This window comes from Lactobacillus sp. UMNPBX16, from assembly GCF_002553775.1.
Classification (GTDB): domain Bacteria; phylum Bacillota; class Bacilli; order Lactobacillales; family Lactobacillaceae; genus Lactobacillus; species Lactobacillus crispatus.
In genome coordinates this window covers 37,548-57,748 of record NZ_PCYU01000002.1, presented here as the reverse complement: position 1 = coordinate 57,748, position 20,201 = coordinate 37,548, and the positions used below count along the sequence as shown (strand labels likewise).

The 20,201-nt window shown below is 38.9% G+C and carries 16 protein-coding genes and 1 pseudogene; 15 read left to right on the top strand and 2 right to left on the bottom strand.

The features are described 5' to 3' along the window. Positions 1–19 precede the first annotated feature (19 nt). The 5 genes from CP367_RS10810 (at position 20) to phnE (CP367_RS00395) (ending at position 3,588) form a co-directional block, all read left to right on the top strand. Complete coding sequence (locus CP367_RS10810) at positions 20–160, top strand: hypothetical protein (protein WP_089145672.1); 141 nt, start codon at positions 20–22, stop codon at positions 158–160. An 87-nt stretch (positions 161–247) separates the two neighbouring features. Further along, entirely contained in the window at positions 248–1,177 is a 930-nt protein-coding gene (locus CP367_RS00410) for a phosphate/phosphite/phosphonate ABC transporter substrate-binding protein (protein ID WP_035442974.1), read from the top strand. A gap of 28 nt (positions 1,178–1,205) precedes the next feature. Next, positions 1,206–1,979: a phosphonate ABC transporter ATP-binding protein gene (gene phnC / locus CP367_RS00405; RefSeq protein ID WP_005727467.1), complete on the top strand. Its 774-nt coding sequence runs from the start codon at positions 1,206–1,208 to the stop codon at positions 1,977–1,979. Then, the gene (phnE, locus tag CP367_RS00400) at positions 1,979–2,776 is read left to right on the top strand and encodes a phosphonate ABC transporter, permease protein PhnE (RefSeq protein WP_061204374.1); all 798 of its coding nucleotides are present in this window, start codon (positions 1,979–1,981) and stop codon (positions 2,774–2,776) included. The genes phnC and phnE (CP367_RS00400) overlap by 1 nt, the downstream gene beginning before the upstream one ends. Further along, positions 2,776–3,588 (top strand): phosphonate ABC transporter, permease protein PhnE, encoded by an 813-nt coding sequence (gene phnE / locus CP367_RS00395; protein ID WP_013085700.1) that lies wholly within the window; start codon positions 2,776–2,778, stop codon positions 3,586–3,588. The genes phnE (CP367_RS00400) and phnE (CP367_RS00395) overlap by 1 nt, the downstream gene beginning before the upstream one ends. 54 nt (positions 3,589–3,642) lie before the next feature. Here phnE (CP367_RS00395) and CP367_RS00390 read toward each other — a convergent pair whose 3' ends face one another. Further along, on the bottom strand, positions 3,643–4,212 hold the full coding sequence (locus CP367_RS00390; protein WP_089145673.1) for a DNA-3-methyladenine glycosylase I: 570 nt from the start codon (positions 4,210–4,212) through the stop codon (positions 3,643–3,645). Positions 4,213–4,370: 158 nt separating this feature from the next. Between CP367_RS00390 and CP367_RS00385 the strand changes: the two genes are divergently transcribed. The 10 genes from CP367_RS00385 to CP367_RS00340 all read left to right on the top strand — a co-directional run bounded on the left by CP367_RS00385 (position 4,371) and on the right by CP367_RS00340 (position 17,967). Continuing rightward, entirely contained in the window at positions 4,371–4,856 is a 486-nt protein-coding gene (locus CP367_RS00385; protein WP_089142945.1) for a hypothetical protein, read from the top strand. 56 nt (positions 4,857–4,912) lie between these two features. Continuing rightward, complete coding sequence (locus CP367_RS00380) at positions 4,913–6,310, top strand: metallophosphoesterase (RefSeq protein WP_089142946.1); 1,398 nt, start codon at positions 4,913–4,915, stop codon at positions 6,308–6,310. Positions 6,311–6,437: 127 nt separating this feature from the next. Then, positions 6,438–8,387: an asparagine synthase (glutamine-hydrolyzing) gene (asnB, locus tag CP367_RS00375; protein ID WP_089145674.1), complete on the top strand. Its 1,950-nt coding sequence runs from the start codon at positions 6,438–6,440 to the stop codon at positions 8,385–8,387. Between the two features lie 21 nt (positions 8,388–8,408). Then, positions 8,409–9,692 (top strand): hypothetical protein, encoded by a 1,284-nt coding sequence (locus CP367_RS00370; protein ID WP_005718381.1) that lies wholly within the window; start codon positions 8,409–8,411, stop codon positions 9,690–9,692. 173 nt (positions 9,693–9,865) lie between these two features. Further along, complete coding sequence (gene nrdD, locus CP367_RS00365) at positions 9,866–12,073, top strand: anaerobic ribonucleoside-triphosphate reductase (protein WP_005718383.1); 2,208 nt, start codon at positions 9,866–9,868, stop codon at positions 12,071–12,073. Beyond that, positions 12,073–12,786: an anaerobic ribonucleoside-triphosphate reductase activating protein gene (nrdG, locus tag CP367_RS00360; RefSeq protein WP_005718384.1), complete on the top strand. Its 714-nt coding sequence runs from the start codon at positions 12,073–12,075 to the stop codon at positions 12,784–12,786. The genes nrdD and nrdG overlap by 1 nt, the downstream gene beginning before the upstream one ends. A gap of 51 nt (positions 12,787–12,837) precedes the next feature. Further along, on the top strand, positions 12,838–13,416 hold the full coding sequence (locus tag CP367_RS00355) for an iron-sulfur cluster assembly protein (RefSeq protein WP_089145688.1): 579 nt from the start codon (positions 12,838–12,840) through the stop codon (positions 13,414–13,416). Then, positions 13,409–14,605 carry a DUF438 domain-containing protein gene (locus CP367_RS00350; protein WP_089145675.1) on the top strand — a complete coding sequence of 399 codons (1,197 nt, stop codon included), beginning with the start codon at positions 13,409–13,411 and terminating at the stop codon, positions 14,603–14,605. Before CP367_RS00355 ends, CP367_RS00350 begins: the two co-directional genes overlap by 8 nt. A gap of 116 nt (positions 14,606–14,721) precedes the next feature. Further along, complete coding sequence (locus tag CP367_RS00345) at positions 14,722–15,939, top strand: MFS transporter (protein ID WP_060461616.1); 1,218 nt, start codon at positions 14,722–14,724, stop codon at positions 15,937–15,939. 81 nt (positions 15,940–16,020) lie between these two features. Next, on the top strand, positions 16,021–17,967 hold the full coding sequence (locus CP367_RS00340) for a M13 family metallopeptidase (protein ID WP_054832988.1): 1,947 nt from the start codon (positions 16,021–16,023) through the stop codon (positions 17,965–17,967). A gap of 168 nt (positions 17,968–18,135) precedes the next feature. Here the strand turns inward: CP367_RS00340 and CP367_RS00335 are convergent. Beyond that, positions 18,136–20,156: pseudogene (locus tag CP367_RS00335) on the bottom strand (KUP/HAK/KT family potassium transporter). Positions 20,157–20,201 lie beyond the last annotated feature (45 nt).

Sequence of the window (20,201 nt, the reverse complement as noted above, 5' to 3'; positions counted from 1 at the left end):
TTTATAAAATGAACGTGGAATGACTGAAGGAGAGTGGGATAAATTGCTTGCACAAGCTAAAAGAATTGAAAACGTTTTTCTTACTGTGGCAAAGTCTTCCTCCCGTGAAGATGTTTTTTCTGTTCGTTTATTTAATAATAACGTTCTTAAAAAGGCTTAATTATTGGTCGTCTTTGAGCGACTCGTAATTAAGCCTTTTTTAGCGTCAAGTTTGTTTTTGTTTATTTTGTGTTTTATGGAGGAATCAATGAAAAGATTTCGTAAAATCTTGGTAGCCGTTGTGGCAATGCTTGTTGCAGTTGTTGCAACTGCATGTTCAAGTAAGAGCAGTAGTTCAAAGGAAAACTACACTCCTAAGTCATTAACTATTCAATTTGTACCAAGTCAAGCTGCAACTAAGTTGCAAGCTCGTGCTAAGCCTCTTGAAAAGATGCTTTCAAAGAGATTAGGTATTCCTGTTCACGTTTCAATGTCAACTGACTACAACACTGTTGTAGAAGCTATGAAGTCAAAGAAGGTTGATGTTGGTTTCCTTCCACCAGATGGTTATGTATTGGCTCACAAGCAAGGCGCTGCTGATTTGCTTTTGCAAGCTGAACGTTGGGGCGTTAAACAACCAGGCGGTAAGGCAACTAAGAATTTAGTTAAGAACTATCGTGCCGAAATCCTTGTTAAGAAGGGTTCAAAGATTAAGTCATGGAAGGACTTGAAGGGTAAGTCAATCTCAGTTCAAAACCCAACTTCATCTGCAGGTTACGTTTTCCCAGTTGCTGAACTTAAGGAAAAGGGCTTGGATGTAACCAAGGACTCTAAGTTAGTTACTGTAACTGGTCATGACCAAGCTGTTTTGAACGTATTGAACGGTGACACCGATGCAGCATTTGTCTTTGAAGATGCACGTAACACTGTTTTGAAGGACAACCCAAAGATTATGAGTCAAGTTGTTCCAATTTACTTCACTAAGCCAATTCCAAACGATACTATTTCAGTAATTCCAAGCATGTCTAAGTCATTCCGCAAGAAGCTTGCTAAGGCATTTATCGCTGTTGGTAAGTCTAAGGAAGGCCGTAAGGTTATTGAAAGTGTCTACAGCCACGAAGGCTATGATTACGCTAAGGACAGTGACTTCAACATTGTTCGTAAGTATGACAAGATGGTTGAATCCACTAAGAAATAATAATTCAAATTAAGGGAGCTGCGATTAAATGGCAGATAAGCCAATGATCCAATTAAAAGATGTTTCTAAGATCTATGACAATGGGACTGTCGGTTTAAAGGACATCAATTTAACAATTAATAAGGGCGAATTCGTTGTAGTAGTTGGTCTATCAGGTGCAGGTAAATCAACTCTGCTTCGCTCCATCAATCGTTTACACAATATCAGTTCGGGCGATATTTTGATTGACGGCAAGTCAATTACTCAGGCAAAAGGTAAGAACTTGCGTAACTTGCGCCGTGATATCGGAATGATTTTCCAGAGCTTTAACTTAGTTAAGCGTTCCAGCGTTTTACGTAATGTATTAGTTGGCCGCGTTGCTTATTACCCAACTTGGAAGACCACGTTTAATTTATTTAGCAAAGAAGATAAACAAAAGGCCTATGAGGCATTGCAAAAAGTTGACTTGGCTGACAAGGTTTATGCTCGTGCCGATGAGTTATCTGGTGGTCAACAACAACGTGTTGCGATTGCTCGTGTTTTGATGCAAAATCCTAAAATTATTTTGGCCGATGAACCAACTGCATCACTTGACCCACAAACATCAGTCAGAGTCATGAATGACTTAAAGATGTTGAACGAAAAATACGGCATGACTGTTGTTGCCAACTTGCACAGTATCGAATTGGCTCAACAATTTGGTGAACGTGTAATTGGTATTCGCGCTGGTCAAGTTGTTTATGATGGTAAGATGAAGGATACTCCTAAGTCTGTCTTCACTGATATTTATAATGGTGGCGACGGCAGCGAGGAGGCAGAATAATGCCTAAAACAAAAGAGGCAATGAATTTGCCTAAGCGTAAATTCAAGATTATGAATTTGGTTTGGACCATCATCATGGTCGCTGGCTTGTTCATTTCAATTGATGTAACCAATACGCACATTTCTGTTTTATTCCAAAACTGGGATCAATTTGCGGATATTTTTGTGCAAATGTCTCACCCAGATTGGGGCTATATGAGTGTTATTTGGCCTAAGTTGATTGAAACGATTAAAATGGCTGTTTTGGGAACCGTCATTGGGTCAGTAATCGCATTTATTTATTCATTATTAATTGCACGTAATATTGTTAAAAACAAGGCAGTGACTGGTGTGCTTCGTTTTATCATGAACATCATCAGAACTATTCCTGACTTGCTTTTGGGTGCGATTTTCGTAGCTATTGTTGGTATCGGTCCTGTTGCCGGTGTCATGGCTTTGGCAGTTTTCACCTTTGGTGTGGTTGTTAAGCTGTTCTACGAAGCAATTGAAACTATTGATCCAGGTCCAATTGAAGCTTTAACTGCAGTAGGTGCTAATAAATTACAAATTATTCACCAAGCAGTTTTGCCACAAATCATGACTTACTTCATTTCATATGTTTTATATGCATTCGAAATCAATGTCAGAGCATCAACAGTCCTTGGTTATATCGGTGCCGGTGGTATTGGTTTGAACTTGCAACAGACTTTGCAGGTCTTCAACTATGCTCAAACTGGTACGATCATCATCGTTATTATCGTAGTTGTTGTCTTAATCGACTATGTTTCATCTAAGTCACGGGAGGCGTTAATGAGATAATGGATACTACTATGAAAAAATTACCTGCTAAACCCGTTGACCGTAAGAAGCAAGTAGTGCATTGGCTGATTGCGATTGTGACAATCATCATTATTGTTTGGTCATTCACTGGCATTAACTTTGGTGGGATCAAGGCAACTGCTGGCCAGATTGCAGGAGCGATTTTCTCAGGGATTTTCCATCCGGATTGGAAATACGTTTACAATGGCTCTGGTGAAGATCTGATCTCGCAATTATGGCAAACTATTTGTATCGCATTCTTAGGTACATTTATTTCTGCAATTATTTCATTGCCATTTGCCTTTTGGGCAGCACACACTAAGCATAAGCACTGGTACACTTCAAGAATTGGTAAAATTGTTTTGGCAATTATCCGTTCTTTCCCAGAAATTGTTTTAGCCTTGATGTTCATTAAAGCTGTGGGTCCAGGCTCTGCAGCCGGTGTTTTGGCATTGGGTTTCCACTCGGTGGGGATGCTTGCCAAGCTGTTTTCAGAGGCAATTGAAAACTTGGATGACGGACCAAATGAAGCTGTTGTTGCAGCCGGTGGTTCTAAGTTTCATGTGGTCATGTTCTCAACTTTGCCTAACTTGATGCCAGCACTTATTTCAAATACGCTTTATCGTTTTGATGTTTCCATTCGTTCCGCATCTATCCTTGGTTTGGTAGGTGCCGGTGGTATCGGTTATCCATTGATTATTGCCTTGCAATATCGTCAATGGGACCGTGTTGGTATCATTTTGCTAGGGATCATCATTATGGTGGTGATCATCGACTGGATTTCTGGTTGGATCAGAAAGAAGTTAGTCTAATTCCCAAAATTTGAATATTAAAGAAAGCGAAGACGAAAAGTCCTCGCTTTTTTGTTAGCCGTGAAACTTAAATTGGCATTGATTTAAATGATCATTGATTAATCCGATTCCCTGCAAGTAGGAATAAATGACTACAGGTCCCACAAAGGAGAAACCATCTTTTTTCATTTGTTTGGATATCTTTTGCGATAGGTCATTAGAAGTGGGAACGTCATCAAAGCTGGCAATATCATGCACAATTGGAGTAGGTACAAAATTTTGTAAATATTTGGCGACTGAACAATATTTTTGTTCAATTGTCAAAAATGCCCGAGCATTTTTAACAGCAGCATTAATTTTCATTCGATTACGGATAATGCCCTTGTTTTGCATTAATGAATCGATATCTTTATCGGTCATCTTTGCGACTTCAGAGATCTGCCAATTTTTGAATGCAGCTTTAAAATTGTCGCGTTTATGCAAAACTGTGGACCAGCTTAAACCTGATTGGAAAAGTTCGAGCACAAGCATTTCATACAAATGTGACTCATCTAGATTAAGTTTGCACCATTCATGATCGTGATACTCCTGTACTGCTTCGTCTTTTGTATCGCCCCATGGACAGCGAATAATTTCTTGATTCATATTTTTCTCTCTTTCTATGTAAGTAATGTTTTACCCCTCTATTATTTATTACGCAAAAAAATGCGATTATTTTTTGAGAAATTATATTTTTATGTGCGAAATAAGGGTTTTAACAGCTTTTTTTGCTATAATTAGGTGTGAATTTCGAGGAGGATCCTATGGAAAAATTAGATACCATGATGTTGGCTGATGATTTAGCCTTATCACAAGATAAAATTTTAAATGGCGAACAAGACTTTGGCGCTGAAGCTGTTTACAAAGTAATCGATAACTTGGGCGTTTTAAATAACCCAATCAAGGATTACTTCGACATGACTGAAGAACAATATTATGAAGCTGAAAGCGATCACAAACTAACTTTGATCAAGATGGACAGTAAGTTGACTGATTTGCATGATCGCATTTTAACTAACCATGTTGATGGTTTTGTTGATAAGGACGAGATCAACTTGACCTACAATCATGAGAATCCATATGAAGATGATTTATACGATCCAACTACTGATTATCGTGAAATTGTTTACAGCTTGAAAGTTATTGGTGCGGTTCAAGCAATTGCAGCTAAGGACTTGCAAGAAGTATTGTCTAAAGATGCTGTATTATCAATTGGACTTGCCGCATATTCTTTAGCACACAACGCATAAATTATTTGAGTCGGCTGGTAAGCGGCCGGCTTTTTTTGCTTTTTTGAGGCGAAAAGATGAATTTGTTTAAACACATAAAGGGAATAGTTGATCGAATCGTTGGCGCCAAAAAACGCTCTGCAATGGATAAAGATAGTGAATTGCTTGATCCGATGCAAAAATATACTACTGTTGGAGAATATCATGTTGGTGCCGTTGATGGTACGCCGCATGGTAAGGACTATGTTTTAACCGTTTATCAAGACGAAGACGGCGTGTTGCGACAAGCACTTAGTCCAGAGAGTACAACTAAATTAGCACCGGAATATTTACGCAAGTATAATGCGAAACTAGGTCATTTTCGTGCCTTTCATAATAAGAAGACAGGGCGCCGTTATTGGGTGGAAAATTACTTGGATAATTTCACTACGGAAGTGAAAAAGCATATTCGCCCAGGCACTAATTCGGTCAATATCGGTGTAATTACAGATACTCACTTTAAAGATAAAGATAGCAGCGATTTTTATGGCTTTAATGGGCTGCAACATGTGCAAGAATTTTCTTATTTAGATCAATCTGGCTTGGTAGATTTAAAAGTCCACTTAGGTGACTGGATCGATGGCTCCGATGCTGGCCTGGTCAGTGAAAGTGAATTGGTCAAGCTGAACAAGTCTTTTAAGTCGGATCAGGTGCCATATTTGAGTATCAAGGGTAATCATGATGAAAATGATAAGTTTGATGAACATCATGATTTAAAAGCCTCATTTCCAGAAAATGAATTCGAAAATATTATGTGGCCCGATATGTACCGGCAACGAGGAATTCATTATGTTTCGCGCCAGCACGGGGTGGCATACTTTGATTTAGATGACGTGCGGGTGATTTCAGTTAATACGTCAGATGTTCCATATGAATTAAATAACCGCGGGCAAAAGCGCTATGACAATAAGATTGTATTGGCTGTGCGTGAAGATCAAATTGAGGAAATTATCGAAATTTTGGCTAATTCTTCCAACAAAAAGATCATCTTCATGTCCCATGCCAACCCGATTAATCGAAAGGGGTCTAATGCACTTAAGTATAATGGCCGCTCTTTGCACGAACTGCTAGTTGCTTTTAATCAACGTGAAAAAGGTCGAATGCACGCTAGCAATGGTGTTCCAGCAGAATTTCGTTTATCAAATGGTTTTGATTTTACCAATATCAAGAATGCGAGAATTATTGCCTACTTCTGTGGACATCGGCATCGTGAAGACCAGTATCGGATCAACGGGATTCAATATATTTTGTTTAACTGTTCTGCCTTGATGGGGCCAAATCATTCGCTAACAACTAAATACAACAAAAACTTAGACCGAAGAATTGATCAAAATAATGAATTTGCGGGTTATATTGTGAACGTCGATTTAAAACGACACCGCATTCAATCCTTTGGCTATGGTGCAGCTTCTAGACGCCGGGTGTATTTCATTTAGTTAAGGAATAGTAAAGGTATTTGGCTATTACAAGTGTTTAGCTTATAATAAAAAAGTTAAAGTAAAAAATAGTGAATATTATAGCAAATATTAAGATTTAGAGATTTGACTTAGGGGAATTTAAATTATGTGCGGAATTGTCGCGTTTTATGATCCAAAGATAAATGAAAAACAAGCTGTTATTGGTAAAATGATGGCTGCAATTAAACACCGTGGACCTAATTCTGACGGTTATTATACTAACGATGAAGTTGCCCTTGGCTTTAGAAGATTGTCAATTATTGACCTTCGTGGGGGCAGTCAACCTATTTATAACGAAGATAAAACTCGAGCAATTATTTTTAATGGGGAAATTTATAACTTTAAACCATTAAGAGAAGAATTAATTAAGGCAGGTCACGTCTTTTCTACTAAGGCCGATACTGAAGTATTATTGCACGGCTATGAAGAATGGGGCATGGATGGCTTACTTAAACGTGTTCGCGGGATGTTTGCCTTCCTTATTTGGGATGACAACAATAAGACCCTTTATGGTGCCCGTGACTTCTTTGGGATTAAGCCAATGTACTACAGTAACCAAAATGGGCACTTGCTTGTTGGTTCAGAACTTAAGAGTTTCTTGGAATTTCCAAAGTTTAAGCGCGAATTAAACGTTGAAGCAGTTAAGCCATACTTGATGAATCAATACAATGACCTAGAAGAAACCTTCTTTAAGGGCGTTTACCGCTTCCCAGCGGGCCACTGGTTTGAATACAAAGATGGTGAAATGAAGACCCATCAATATTGGGATGCTGAATATAAAGAAAATAGCCTTTCCTTTGAAGAAACTTTGCAAAAGATCAACGAAGATTTGAAAGAAACGGTTGATTTGTATAGAAACGCTGATGTTAAGGTTGGTGCTTTCTTATCAGAAGGAATCGACTCTTCATACTTGACTAGTTTGCTTAACCCAGATGACGTTTTCTCAGTAAGTTTTGATGATTCAACTTATGATGAAGCTTCTAAGGCTAAGGCATTAGCAGATATTAATCACTGGAAGTTCTTCAGCGATAAGGTTGATGCTGATGAAGCTATGCGTGACTTCCCAGAAATGCAATACCACATGGATGAACCTGATGCTAACCCATCAATCATCCCACTTTGGTATTTGTGTAAATTAGCGCGTAAGCATGTTACTGTTGCCTTATCTGGTGAAGGTGCCGATGAATTGTTTGCCGGTTATGTGAACTACGGGATGCACACGCACAATGATATTATTAAGGTCTTTACTTCAGAACTTAAGAAGTTGCCTGAAAAGAAGCGCGTGAAGTTGGCACATAAGATTAAGAGAATGCCTAATTTCCCAGGTAAGGTACATATGTACACCAACTTGGCTGAGCCAAGTGAATTTTATGTTGGTCAATCAGTGATCTATGATATGGATTATCCAACTATCTTCACTTCTAAGGATGCTAACAGCATTTTGCAGCCTACTTACCGCAATAAGTTAACCGTGAACGGTATCTATCAAAAGGACTTCAAGAAGGTTAAGGGTATTGACAATGTTAAGCAGATGCAATATATTGACTTGCACCACTTCATGCTTAATGACATTGAACAAAAGGCTGACAAGATTTCAATGGCTCACTCATTGGAAGTTCGTGTACCATACCTTGATAAAAAGATTGCAGAATTAGCTAACTCAATCCCAACTAAGTACTTAGTTAACCGTCATGATACTAAGTATGCTTTGCGTAAAGCTTCAGAAAAAGTTTTACCAGATGAGTGGGCTAAGAGACCTAAGCTTGGCTTCCCAACTCCAATTAAGCAATGGTTGAAGGAACCACGTTTTTACAAACAAGTTCATGCTCTTTTTGAAGAAGAATTTGTCAATGATATTTTTGACCAAAAGAAGATTATCAAGTTACTTGACGACAACTATGAAGGTGATGGCTCACATAGACGTCAAATCTGGACTATCTACACCTTCCTTGTTTGGTACAAGTTGTTCTTTGTTGATTACGAAAACACAGTTAAGAAATATCAACACGTGCAACCTGAAGTTGCTAAGCTAATTTCACAGGGTAAATTACTATAATTCTAGGGAGATTTTTTGAGGATGAGTAAAAAATTTACGCCGATCTTACTCGGTAGTGATATCAACGTGTATGGTATGGCACGTTCATTTAATGAAGCATATGGCATTAAAGTGAAGGCCTTAGCTGACGTTCAACTTGCTGCTACTCGTTATTCAAGCATTGTGGACGTTGAATTGCATCATGGCTTTAGTAGCGATCCTACTTTTATGGACGTGATGCACAAAAAGATGGAAGAATACAAGAATCACGAGGAGCCAGTTATCTTGATTGCTTGTGGTGATGGCTATGCTGAGTTGCTTTCTAAGCACCAAGATGAATTGAAAAAGGTCTTTATCGTTCCTTACATAAAATATGACTTACTTGAAAAATTAATCTCTAAGGAAGGCTTTTATGAAATTGCGGAAGAATATGGCTTGCCTTACCCTAAGACTAAGATCATTACGATGGATGACTACAAGTCAGGTAAGTACGAGGATGTCCCATTTGATTTCCCAGTGGAATTAAAGCCGGAAGATCCAGTTTCATGGTTGAAGTGTCAATTTGAAGGTCGGAAGAAGACTTTTGCCATTCAAGATAAGGCTGAATTTAAGGATATCGTAACTAAGATTTATACTCATGGCTACAACGCTGACCTTATTTTGCAAGACTTTATTCCTGGTGATGATTCTAACATGCGGACCTTGAATGCTTATGTTGATAAGAACCACCAAGTAAAAATGATGTGTTTAGGGCACCCATTATTGGAAGACCCAACTCCACAATCAATTGGTAATTACATGGCGATTTTGCCTGAGTACAATGAAAAATTGTACGAAGAAGTACAACAATTCCTTGAAAAGTTGAACTACACTGGTATGGCCAACTTTGATATCAAATATGATCCACGTGATGGTGAATTCAAGTTCTTCGAAATCAACTTACGTCAGGGACGTTCTAGCTTCTACGTAACTTTGAATGGTTACAACTTGGCTAAATGGTACATTGATGACTATGTTGAAGATGCCTTGAAAGATAAGGAAACAGTTTATGGTAATAAGCTTGAATCTAAATACAAGCTTTGGTTAGGCGTGCCTAAGAAGATCTTCAATAATTATGCTTATGACAACGACTATAAGACGACTGCTGACGAACTTATTCGTGAGGGCCGCTATGGTACTACTGTCTTTTATGACAAGGATAGAAACTTCAAGCGCTGGTTATTGATGAAGTACATGTTCCATAACTACTTCAAACGTTACAAGACTTACTATGAAGTTAATAAGGGTAAGATCTTTGACGAAGAAAATAAAAAATTAAACAAATAGTTTAAATTGAGAGGTAAAAAATGCCTCTCTTTTTTTCTAAAAAATTTTAGCTGAATCATTTCCCAATTTAATGGTCTTTTGGTTAATACAAGATATATTCATCTATATTTGAACATAATACAAGATGTTGTGCTTTGTGCTATGATAAAGACACGATATTTGGAGTGATTGAAATGCTAAAAGAAGAATTTAACCAACAAAATGTAACAAAATTTAATACGCCTAAAACTTTTGTTAAACGTGATGGGTCAAAGTATCCGTTCGCAATTTTTAAACTCAACATGGTTTTGCATAACCTAGATTTAGATAATGTAGCACCTGCTGTAATTGAAAAAATTGTGGCTAAACTAGATGCTGCTGATGAAGTAAATGCACAAGATGTAGCAGTTGCTTTTAGAGATAGCCTAAATGAGTTGGGTTATTTGGATGAAGCTAAAGCTTATGTGCAATACCGCAAGCACGATGAAGAGGAATGGATTAAACAAACCGATACTCGTGCACGGTTAAAGCGAATGGTTAATGGTGACCCAACGATTGTTAACGAGAATGCCAACAAAGATAGTGAGGTCTTCAGTACTCAACGTGATTTAACTGCCGGGACCGTTGGTAAAACAGTTGGTTTGACCATGATGCCTGAGCACATTGCTAAAGCCCACTTGCGCGGTGATATTCACTGGCATGACTTGGATTACACACCACTTTCACCAATGACTAACTGCTGTTTGATTGACTTTAAGGATATGCTAACTAATGGCTTCAAGATTGGAAATGCCTATATGACTAGTCCTAACTCAATCAATGTGGCTACACATCAAGTTACGCAAATTATTACTAATGTAGCTTCTAGTCAATATGGTGGCTGTTCTTTTGATCGAGCTGATGAAGTGTTGGCTCCTTTTGCAGAGAAAAACTACCAAAAGCATTTAAAGGATGCTGGCAAGTTTATTGATGATCCTGAAAAGCTGGAAGAATATGCTAAGAGTCAAACTAAGAAGGACATTTACGATGCCATGCAAGGCTTGGAATATGAGATTAATACCATGTTCTCTAGCCAAGGACAAACGCCATTTACTACTTTAGGTTTTGGTTTAGGTACTTCTTGGATTGAAAAAGAAATTCAAAAAGATATCTTGCGTATCAGAATTAAAGGATTGGGTAGAGAACGCAGAACCGCAATTTTCCCTAAATTAGTTTTCACCATTAAGAAGGGCTTGAACTTACATCCAGGGGACCCTAACTACGATGTTAAACAACTGGCTATTCAATGTTCAACTAAGCGGATGTATCCAGACGTTTTAATGTATGATACGATCAAGAAAATTACAGGTTCTTTCAAGGCTCCAATGGGCTGTCGTTCATTCTTACAAGGCTGGAAGGATGAAAATGGTAAGGAAGTTAACTCGGGCAGAATGAACTTGGGTGTTGTAACTGTTAACTTGCCAAGAATTGCCATGGAGAGTCATGGCGATAAGAAGTTATTCTGGGAAATCTTCAATACTAGAATGCGGACTTGCCACCAAGCTTTAGCCTTTAAGGGTAGACGTGCAATTCAAGCTAAGCCTGAAAATGCGCCAATTATGTATCAATATGGCGTCTTTGGTAAACGACTTAAGCCAGGTGATGATGTTAACGAGCTTTTCAAAAATGGTCGAGCTACGATTTCGTTAGGCTACATCGGTTTGTACGAAGTAGGGACAGTCTTTTATGGTCCTGATTGGGAACACAATGAAGAAGCACATGATTTTACAATTGAGATCGTGAAGAAAATGCATGACTTGTGTGCTAAGTGGGAAAAAGAGGACCCATATCATTGGCATTACAGTTTGTACTCAACTCCTAGTGAAAGTCTAACTGATCGCTTCTGCCGGCTCGATACGGCAAAGTTTGGCAAGGTGAAGGACATCACTGATAAGGAATACTACACTAATTCGTTCCACTATGATGTTCGTAAGCACCCAACCCCATTTGAAAAGTTGACTTTTGAAGCACCATATCCATATTATGCTGCAGGTGGTTTTATCCATTATTGTGAGTACCCTAACTTGAAGCAAAATCCAGCAGCCCTTGAAGCAGTTTGGGATTGGGCTTATGACAAGGTAGGCTATCTAGGAACTAATACGCCAATTGATAAATGTTATAAGTGCGGTTTTGCTGGTGAATTCAAGTCTACTGCCAAGGGTTTTGAATGTCCTAAGTGTGGTAATCATGATCCTGCTACTTGTGATTGTGTCAAGCGAACTTGTGGCTACTTGGGCAACCCATTGAAGCGGCCAATGGTTCACGGTCGTCATGAAGAAATCGTGCACCGGGTTAAGCATATGGACTTTGGCATGGAAGATAGTTTAGCTACCGAAGAAGAAGTAAAAAACGGTGAGTACTAATGCCTGAAAAAGATAAAAACACTCAAGAAGGACCAGATATCCGGAGTAATTTGATCAAGGTTAATATGGGTGGGGATACCATGTTTGTGGATCCTGACCAATATAAGCCACAGTTAGATCACCAACGTGAGTTAAAAAGAATGCACCGCAAGCCGAAAAATCCAAAACCACAAGAGTGGAAGACTGAGGATTATTCTAAACATAAAATTGCGGATTATAAGCCATTTAACTTTGTTGATGGTGAAGGCGTTAGATGTAGTCTTTATGTTTCAGGCTGTTTGTTCGATTGCCCTGGTTGCTATAATTTAGCAGCCCAAAACTTTAATTATGGTTTTCCATATACGCAAGAATTGGAAGACCGCATTATTAAAGACTTGGGCCAGCCATACGTGCAGGGATTAACCTTACTAGGCGGAGAGCCATTCTTGAATACTTGGGTTTGTTTAAGAATTATTAACCGAATTCGAAAAGAATTTGGCCACAGTAAGGACATCTGGTCCTGGTCTGGATATACTTGGGATGAATTGCAAAAAGAAACACCTGATAAAAAGGAAATGTTGTCTAAGATAGATATTCTAGTTGATGGCCGCTTTATGAATGATTTAAAGGATTTAACCCTGCAATTCAGAGGTTCTAGTAACCAACGAATTATTGATGTGCCAAAGTCGATGAAGGCAGGCAAGGTTGTCATCTGGGATAAATTGCAAAAATAAGATAAACTAAAGTCCGGAATGATTTTCTGGACTTTTTTGCTAGGTGAAAAAATGGAAGAAAAAAATATTAAACAAGTTGATCAAATCATGACGGCCTTGACCCAAGTGATTGATCCAGAATTACAAGTTGATGTAGTAAATCTTGGTCTGATTTATGGCATCGATATCGAAGGAGATAAGGCAACCATTAAGATGACTTTGACAATTATGGGTTGCCCTTTATCTGATTATTTGGAACAACATATTCAAAAAGCTGTTCTTTCAGTTGCTGGAATTAAGTCTTGTGACATTAAGTTGGTCTGGTATCCCGTCTGGACGACAGAGCGTCTTTCTAGTGCAGCTAAAAAGCAATTAGGTGTAACTAACCATGATGATCAAATTAAGCAGGAGAAAGCCACTAAAGAGAAGATTATCGACTTTTCAGTACCGATCAAGAAAATGGCAGATGAATACCCTGACTTTGTTCAACTTATGTACGATTGTGGTTTTACTAGAATTAAAATTCCTGGATTGCTTAAAACGGTGGGGCGTGTGATGACCATTCCATTGGGAGCCCAGGCAATGAAACTTGATTTGGCTAAAGTGAAAAAAGCATTTGAAGATAAAGGATACAAGGTAATCAATGACTGATAAAAAAAGACAGGACGCAATCCTGAAAATTTTGCATTATATTCAAAACGGCGGCGATTTTGCGACCGCAAAGAAGATGTTTCAAGAAGAATTCGATCAGGTTGATGTGGCCGAAATTACAGCGGCAGAGCGCGAATTAATCAAGCAGGGGTTAAACCCAGCAGAGATTCAATACCTGTGTAATGTGCATGCCGATGTCTTTAAGGGTAATATCAAGGAGAATGCGGTAAATCCTGATTTTGCTACTCCGGGGCACCCGGTGCATACGATTAAGCTGGAAAATATGGTACTGAAATCATTGGTTAATGACGCACTCTTGCCAGATTTGAAAAAGTATCAAGCAGGTCAAGATACACTGGATAAAATCAGAAAAGAATTGAGTGATTTGGCAACAATCGATAAGCATTACCGACGTAAGGAGACCTCGCTTTTTCCATTAATGAATAAATATGGCATTACAGCTCCGCCCGAAGTGATGTGGGGCGTTGATGATGATATTCGCGATTTAATTGGGGATGCAAGCAAGATTGCTGGTGAGGAGCATCCAGATAAAGATCAGTTGGCTGAGGCAATTAAAAAGGCGAGTCATGAAGTGATTGAGATGATCTTTAAAGAGGAGAGCATTATGATTCCGATGATTGACGAGGTAGCTGATCAAGATGATTGGTACAACGTTAAACGCGAAGAGAGTCAGATTGGCTATACCCTGATTCGCAAGCCAATGAATTGGAAGCCAAAGGAAGCTAAAAAAGAAGCAGGGCCTATTTCTGTTAGCAATCTTTCATCCTTCCTCATTAATTTTGAAGAAGGAAGGTTAAATTTAGAGCAGTTAAATGCAATTTTGGATATGTTGCCATTTGCATTGACCTTTATTGATGAACACGATAAGGTAGCTTATTTTGGCGGCGGTGCTGAGATTTATCCGCACTCGCGCAATGCTATTGGCAATGACGTATTCTCGTGTCACACTGCTAAAAGTAGACCGTTAATTAAAAAGATTTTTGCGCAATTTCATTCAGGTGAAGTTGACAAGTATGAGTTTCACTTTACTCCACACAAGATGAAGCGCTGCTTATACCTACGCTATTATGCAGTACGTGATAAAAATGGAAAGTATCTGGGCTGCTTGGAGGTAGCACAAGATGTGACGGAAATTAGAAGCTGGACTGAAGAAAAGAAAAAAATTTAACTTGTTGGGCTGTGTTCTAGTAAGGGATGCAGCTTTTTCTTTTGCCCTCGTGCAAAAAATCACAATTCTTGCTAGACTAGATTGAGAGAATGATTAAAAAGAAGGGAAGAGAGAAAATGCGCACAGCACATGGAAAACAACCAGCTGATGAAATCAAATTGCATTGGCTTCTTCTAGGCCAATTACTAACGTGGCTGGGTTCCAGCTTCATTTGGCCATTGACTTCAGTTTACCTGCACGACCATCTTGGCGTTTCACTAGCTTTAGTGGGTGTCGTTTTGCTGTTCAACTGTGTTGCAAATATGATTGGGTCATTTATTTCAGGCTGGTGCTATGACCATATGGATCCATATGTCTTGCTGATTGTGGGGGCTGCTTTAGATGCGGCTGTCTTGTTTGGCATGGCTTTGAATCATAGTTGGCCGTTATATTGGCTCTGGATGACTTTAACTGGCTTTTTGGGCGGCTGGAATGGAGCATTGATTAACTCGATTGCTACTAGTATTAAATCTAAGCCAGGTCGTTATGTCTTCAATATGATCTACTTTGCTCAAAATGTTGGGGTCGTTTGTGGGACATTAGCAGTAGGTTATCTTTATGATTATTCAGTGACTTTATTATTTGTCATTGCTGGTCTTTTATTCGTTGGCGTTTGCGTTAACGCAATTATTAATTATCGGCCAATGATTCAGTTCCACAAGGAGCGTTTGGCTAACAAAGGCGAATCAAAGAAGAAGGCCTTTGAGCCGATGCCAAAATACAATCTGATTATGTCAATTGGCTTTTTTGTTACGATCGCTGTAATTTGGTTGATGTACATGAACTGGGAATCAAACTTGTCTGTCTACATGGTTTCTTTGGGCATTCCTTTTCATCTGTATAGTTTGTTATGGACCATCAATGCCGGAATTATTGTCATCGTGCAAGCTATCTTAAGTCGTTTTACTATCTTTAAGAGCTTATTTAGACAAATTTTATTTGGCACTTTGATGTTTGCAATTTCTTTTGTTACTTTGATTTTTGCCAAAGATTTTGCACATTTCGCCTTATCCATGGTTATCTTAACTTTAGGTGAAGCAACCGCAATGCCGTCGATTCCAACTTATGTCAATGATCTGTCGCCCGATTCTAGTAAGGGCAAGTATCAAGGCTTAACCTTGTCTGCATCGTCAATTGGTCGAGCTCTAGGGCCGTTATTTGGTGGTTTAATCATTGAAGATTTCGGCTATATTCAATTCTTTGCTGTTGCTGCAATTGGTATCTTTTTGCTTTTAGTCATGCTTATTCCAATGCATGCGAAACTACAGAAAAAACTAAAATTATTTGTAAAATAAAAGCAATATGATAGCGTTAATTTTTTTATAATGCTATCATGTTTTTATATAAAAAAATTTTTCCACTAGGGAGGTAATTTAATGTATTTTAACGTACGCGGCGGTGCTGGTGACATTACTAAGGCTAATACTTCAGCGCGTCTACAAGATAATTTATATTTGGCTGTTAACTCAGAATGGTTGGAAAAGGCTAAAATTCCATCTGATCGTTCAAGAACCAGTTCATTTGATGGGATCGATCTTAATATTGAAAAGAACTTGATGCAAGATTTTGCAGATTTTGCTGCTGGTAAGAAGGAACTGCCTACTGTGCCTAACTTCAAGAAGGCAGTTGAGCTTTACAAGGTTGCTAAAAACTTTGACAAGCGAAATGCGGATGGTGCCGCACCTATTCAGGCAGATTTGCACGAAATTTTAGACTTGCGCAACTTCGCTGACTTTAACTTGAAGGCAGCAGATTTTTACAAGAATGGTTTTGCCGTTCCATTTGCTTTCAGTGTTGAAGCAGATATGAAGAATACTAAGATTCACTCATTGAATTTTGGTGGTCCAAGTACTTTCTTGCCAGATACGACTACTTACAAGACTCCAGCTGCTGAGAAGTTATTGGATGTTTTGAAAAAGCAATCTATTAAGTTGTTAACAATGGCCGGACTTGATGAAAAGGACGCAGAAGATTACGCTGGCTTGGCAATTAAGTATGACGCTAAGATTGCTAAGGTAGTTAAGTCAACTGAAGAATGGGCTGATTATCCAGCAACTTATAATCCAGTTTCATTGACTGACTTTGAAGCAAAATTCGATTCCTTCAAGATGGATTACTTCTTGGGCGGATTATTTACCAAGAAGCCAGAACGGGTAATTTCAACTGAACCACGTTACTTAGATCACGCGGAAGAATTGTTGAATGAAGAAAACTTTGCTGAAATTAAGGCTTGGATGCTGGTTAAGTTTATTAATGGCGTAGCTTACAGCTTGTCACAAGATTTCCGTGAAGCTGCCTTTCCATTTAGTCAAGCTTTGTCAGGCCAACCTGAGCTTTCAAGTGGCGTTAAGCAGGCATATCATATTACTAATGGTGACTTCGGCGAAGTAGTAGGTGTCTACTATGGTCAAACTTACTTTGGCGCAGAAGCTAAAGCAGACGTGACTGATATGATTCACAAGATGCTTGATGTTTATGAAAAGAGAATTCGTGAAAATTCATGGCTTTCTCAAGCAACTAAGGATAAGGCAATCGTTAAGTTGCGCGCTTTGATCTTGAAGATCGGTTATCCAGACAAGATTGAAGAAATCTATGACCGTTTACAAGTTGATCCAACTGCTAGCCTTTATGAAAATGAAGTGCAATTTGGTCGGGAACAAATTAAGTACAATCTTGAGAAATTGTACCAAGATGTTGACCGTACGGTATGGTTGATGCCAGGTGATATGGTTAATGCATGTTACGACCCACAAAGAAATGATTTAACTTTCCCAGCTGCAATTTTGCAAAAACCATTCTATGACTTGAAACAAAGTCGTGCTACTAATTATGGTGGAATCGGCGTTGTTATTGCACACGAAGTATCACATGCCTTTGACAATAACGGTGCTCAATTCGATGAGTTTGGTAACATGAAGAATTGGTGGACTGATGAAGATTTTGCTGAATTCAAGAAGAGAACGCAAGCTGAAATCGACTTGTTTGATGGTATTGAATATGGCCCTGTAACCTTGAACGGTAAGCAAATCGTGTCTGAAAATATTGCCGACCAAGGTGGTTTAACTGCTGCTGTTGAAGCTAATAAGGGTGAAGGTGCTGATAAGAAGGCAATGCAAGAGTTGTTTGAAAACTTTGCTCGCGTTTGGGCAACTAAACAATTGCCAGAGTCAATCAAGACACAAGTATCTATTGATGTTCATGCACCCGGTCCAGAGCGTGCCAACGTTCAATCACAATGCCAAGAAGAATTCTATAAGGCTTTTGATGTGACTGAAAATGATGGTATGTGGCTTGCTCCTGAAAAGAGAGTAGTAATTTGGTAAGTAACTTTTCTTAATATCGAGTATGAAAAATTAGCTAAATTACATATAAGCTCCTATAATAAGAATGACTACAGTGCTGCTACTACACTGCAGCCCTTTATAACTTATTACCCATTAATAAATTTTTTGCACTAAAAAAGGCTCCTGTTCGGAGTCTTTTTTTGATGGTTATTTTGTTTTAGCGTTGGAATAATCTTTTGGTTTAATCCGTTTAATATAGGATGGATTTGGTCGACCAAGGATTAATGGAATCCGCTCGATGATTGTGTCAGCGTATTCCAATCCGAACCAGGAAGCAGGATTGGAAGAAAGGTTCTGCAAACGAACACGAGCTTCGACTAACCATTTTTCATATCCTACTAATTGCGTTTGCGGACTAATTACGTCTTGAACAATTACGAAGGCAAAGTCACCAACGTCCCGTCCTGGGGTAGTGGTGTATTCCTGTGGTTGTGCCTCGATCGTTCCGTCAGCAATCAAGTCGTGAACAATCTGACGAATGTAGACGTTCACACTGGTCTGCTTCTTGAATCCAAGATAAAGCTGAATGTTAATCACGTTCTTAGTACCGTAAGTGTTAACAGCATATTCAGCGGTAAATGGCTCGTTAGTAACATTGACAGTGACAAACCAGTAAGCCTTTGCTCGTTTAGGTCTTTTATCCAAAATTGAGTACAGGATTTCACGTTTGATAAACTTGTTGTACTTAACGTTGGCCATGTAAACCAAGTTGGTAGCATAAGTTGGGTAATTTTCATCGTGACTTAAGTTCGTTAACATGTCGGTATATTCATCTAAGCGAACGTAAGCATTGCGAGCTTCACGCTTGTCACGAACCTTGTTGCCGTAATACCAAACATACATTACGAAGCCGATAGCACCAGCGATGAAGAGTGAAACGTAACCACCATGAGTAAATTTAGTCAAACTTGAAATCATAAACATGATGTCAAGGACACCGAAGAAGATCAAGAAGATCCAGTTCCAAACAGTGTTGACTTTCTTCATTACTAACCATTCATAAAGCAGGATGGTAGTCATTAACATTGAAATTGTAATGGACAGACCATAAGCTGCTTCCATGTGAGCTGAAGTTTGGAAGTATAAGACGATTGCGATAGTAGCAACACAGATACCCTTGTTAATGGAAGGAATATAAATTTGTCCTTTTTCGTTAGATGGGTAGTTGATGTTCATTCTTGGCAAGAACTTCAAGCCTGAAGCTTCTGCAACTAAAGTGAATGAACCAGTAATTAGGGCCTGAGAAGCAATAACAGCAGCAATAGTAGCCAAAATGATGGCAAACAATCTGATGTTAGCTGGGATCATTTCAAAGAATGGATTGAGCACACCGCCGTCTGCAGGACGGTAAGTTGGGTTGTTCAAAATCCAAACGCCTTGACCAAAGTAGTTGAGTGACAAGCAAACAAAAACAAATGGCCAAGAACCAATAATATTGCTTTTACCAACGTGACCAACGTCTGAATATAGGGCCTCAGCACCAGTAGTAGCCAGGAAGATTGATCCTAAAATAAAGAGACCTGCCTTGTTATATGGACTAACTAGTAACCTAATAGCGTAGATGGGATTGATTGCTTGCAAGATTGACCAGTCACCAGCCATGTTCATTACACCCATACACCCAAAAAAGTGAACCAAAGGAACATGATTGGGCCGAAGGCTTTACCAATGATACTAGTTCCCATTTTTTGGATAGAAAACAGAACTAGCAGAATGACTACAGTGATGGCAATAACCATGTTTTGAGTAGAAACGGGTACATTGCCGCCAAAGTTCAGTCCTTTCAGTCCTTCAATCGCAGTTGTAACTGTAACTGCTGGAGTTAAAGTACCATCGGCCAAAATAGCGGCACCACCAATTAGCGCTGGTAGAACCAGCCATTTAGCTCGTTTTCTAACCAATGTGTATAAGGCAAAAATCCCACCTTCTCCGTGGTTAGTTGCCTTGAGGGCAATAATTACGGTTTGTAAGGTAGTTAGTAGCGTTACAGTCCAAAGAACCAATGAAATTGATCCAATGATAAAGTCACGATTTACATTACCAATGCCGCCATTGCCTTCGACAATTGATTTCATAACATAAAGCGGACTAGTACCGATATCGCCGTAAACAATACCGATGGCGATCAGTAAGCCAGCCGCGCTCATGCGTTTAGCTTTATTATTCATCATCTCGTTATCTCCCACAACAAAATTGTAGTTTTAATAAAAAAA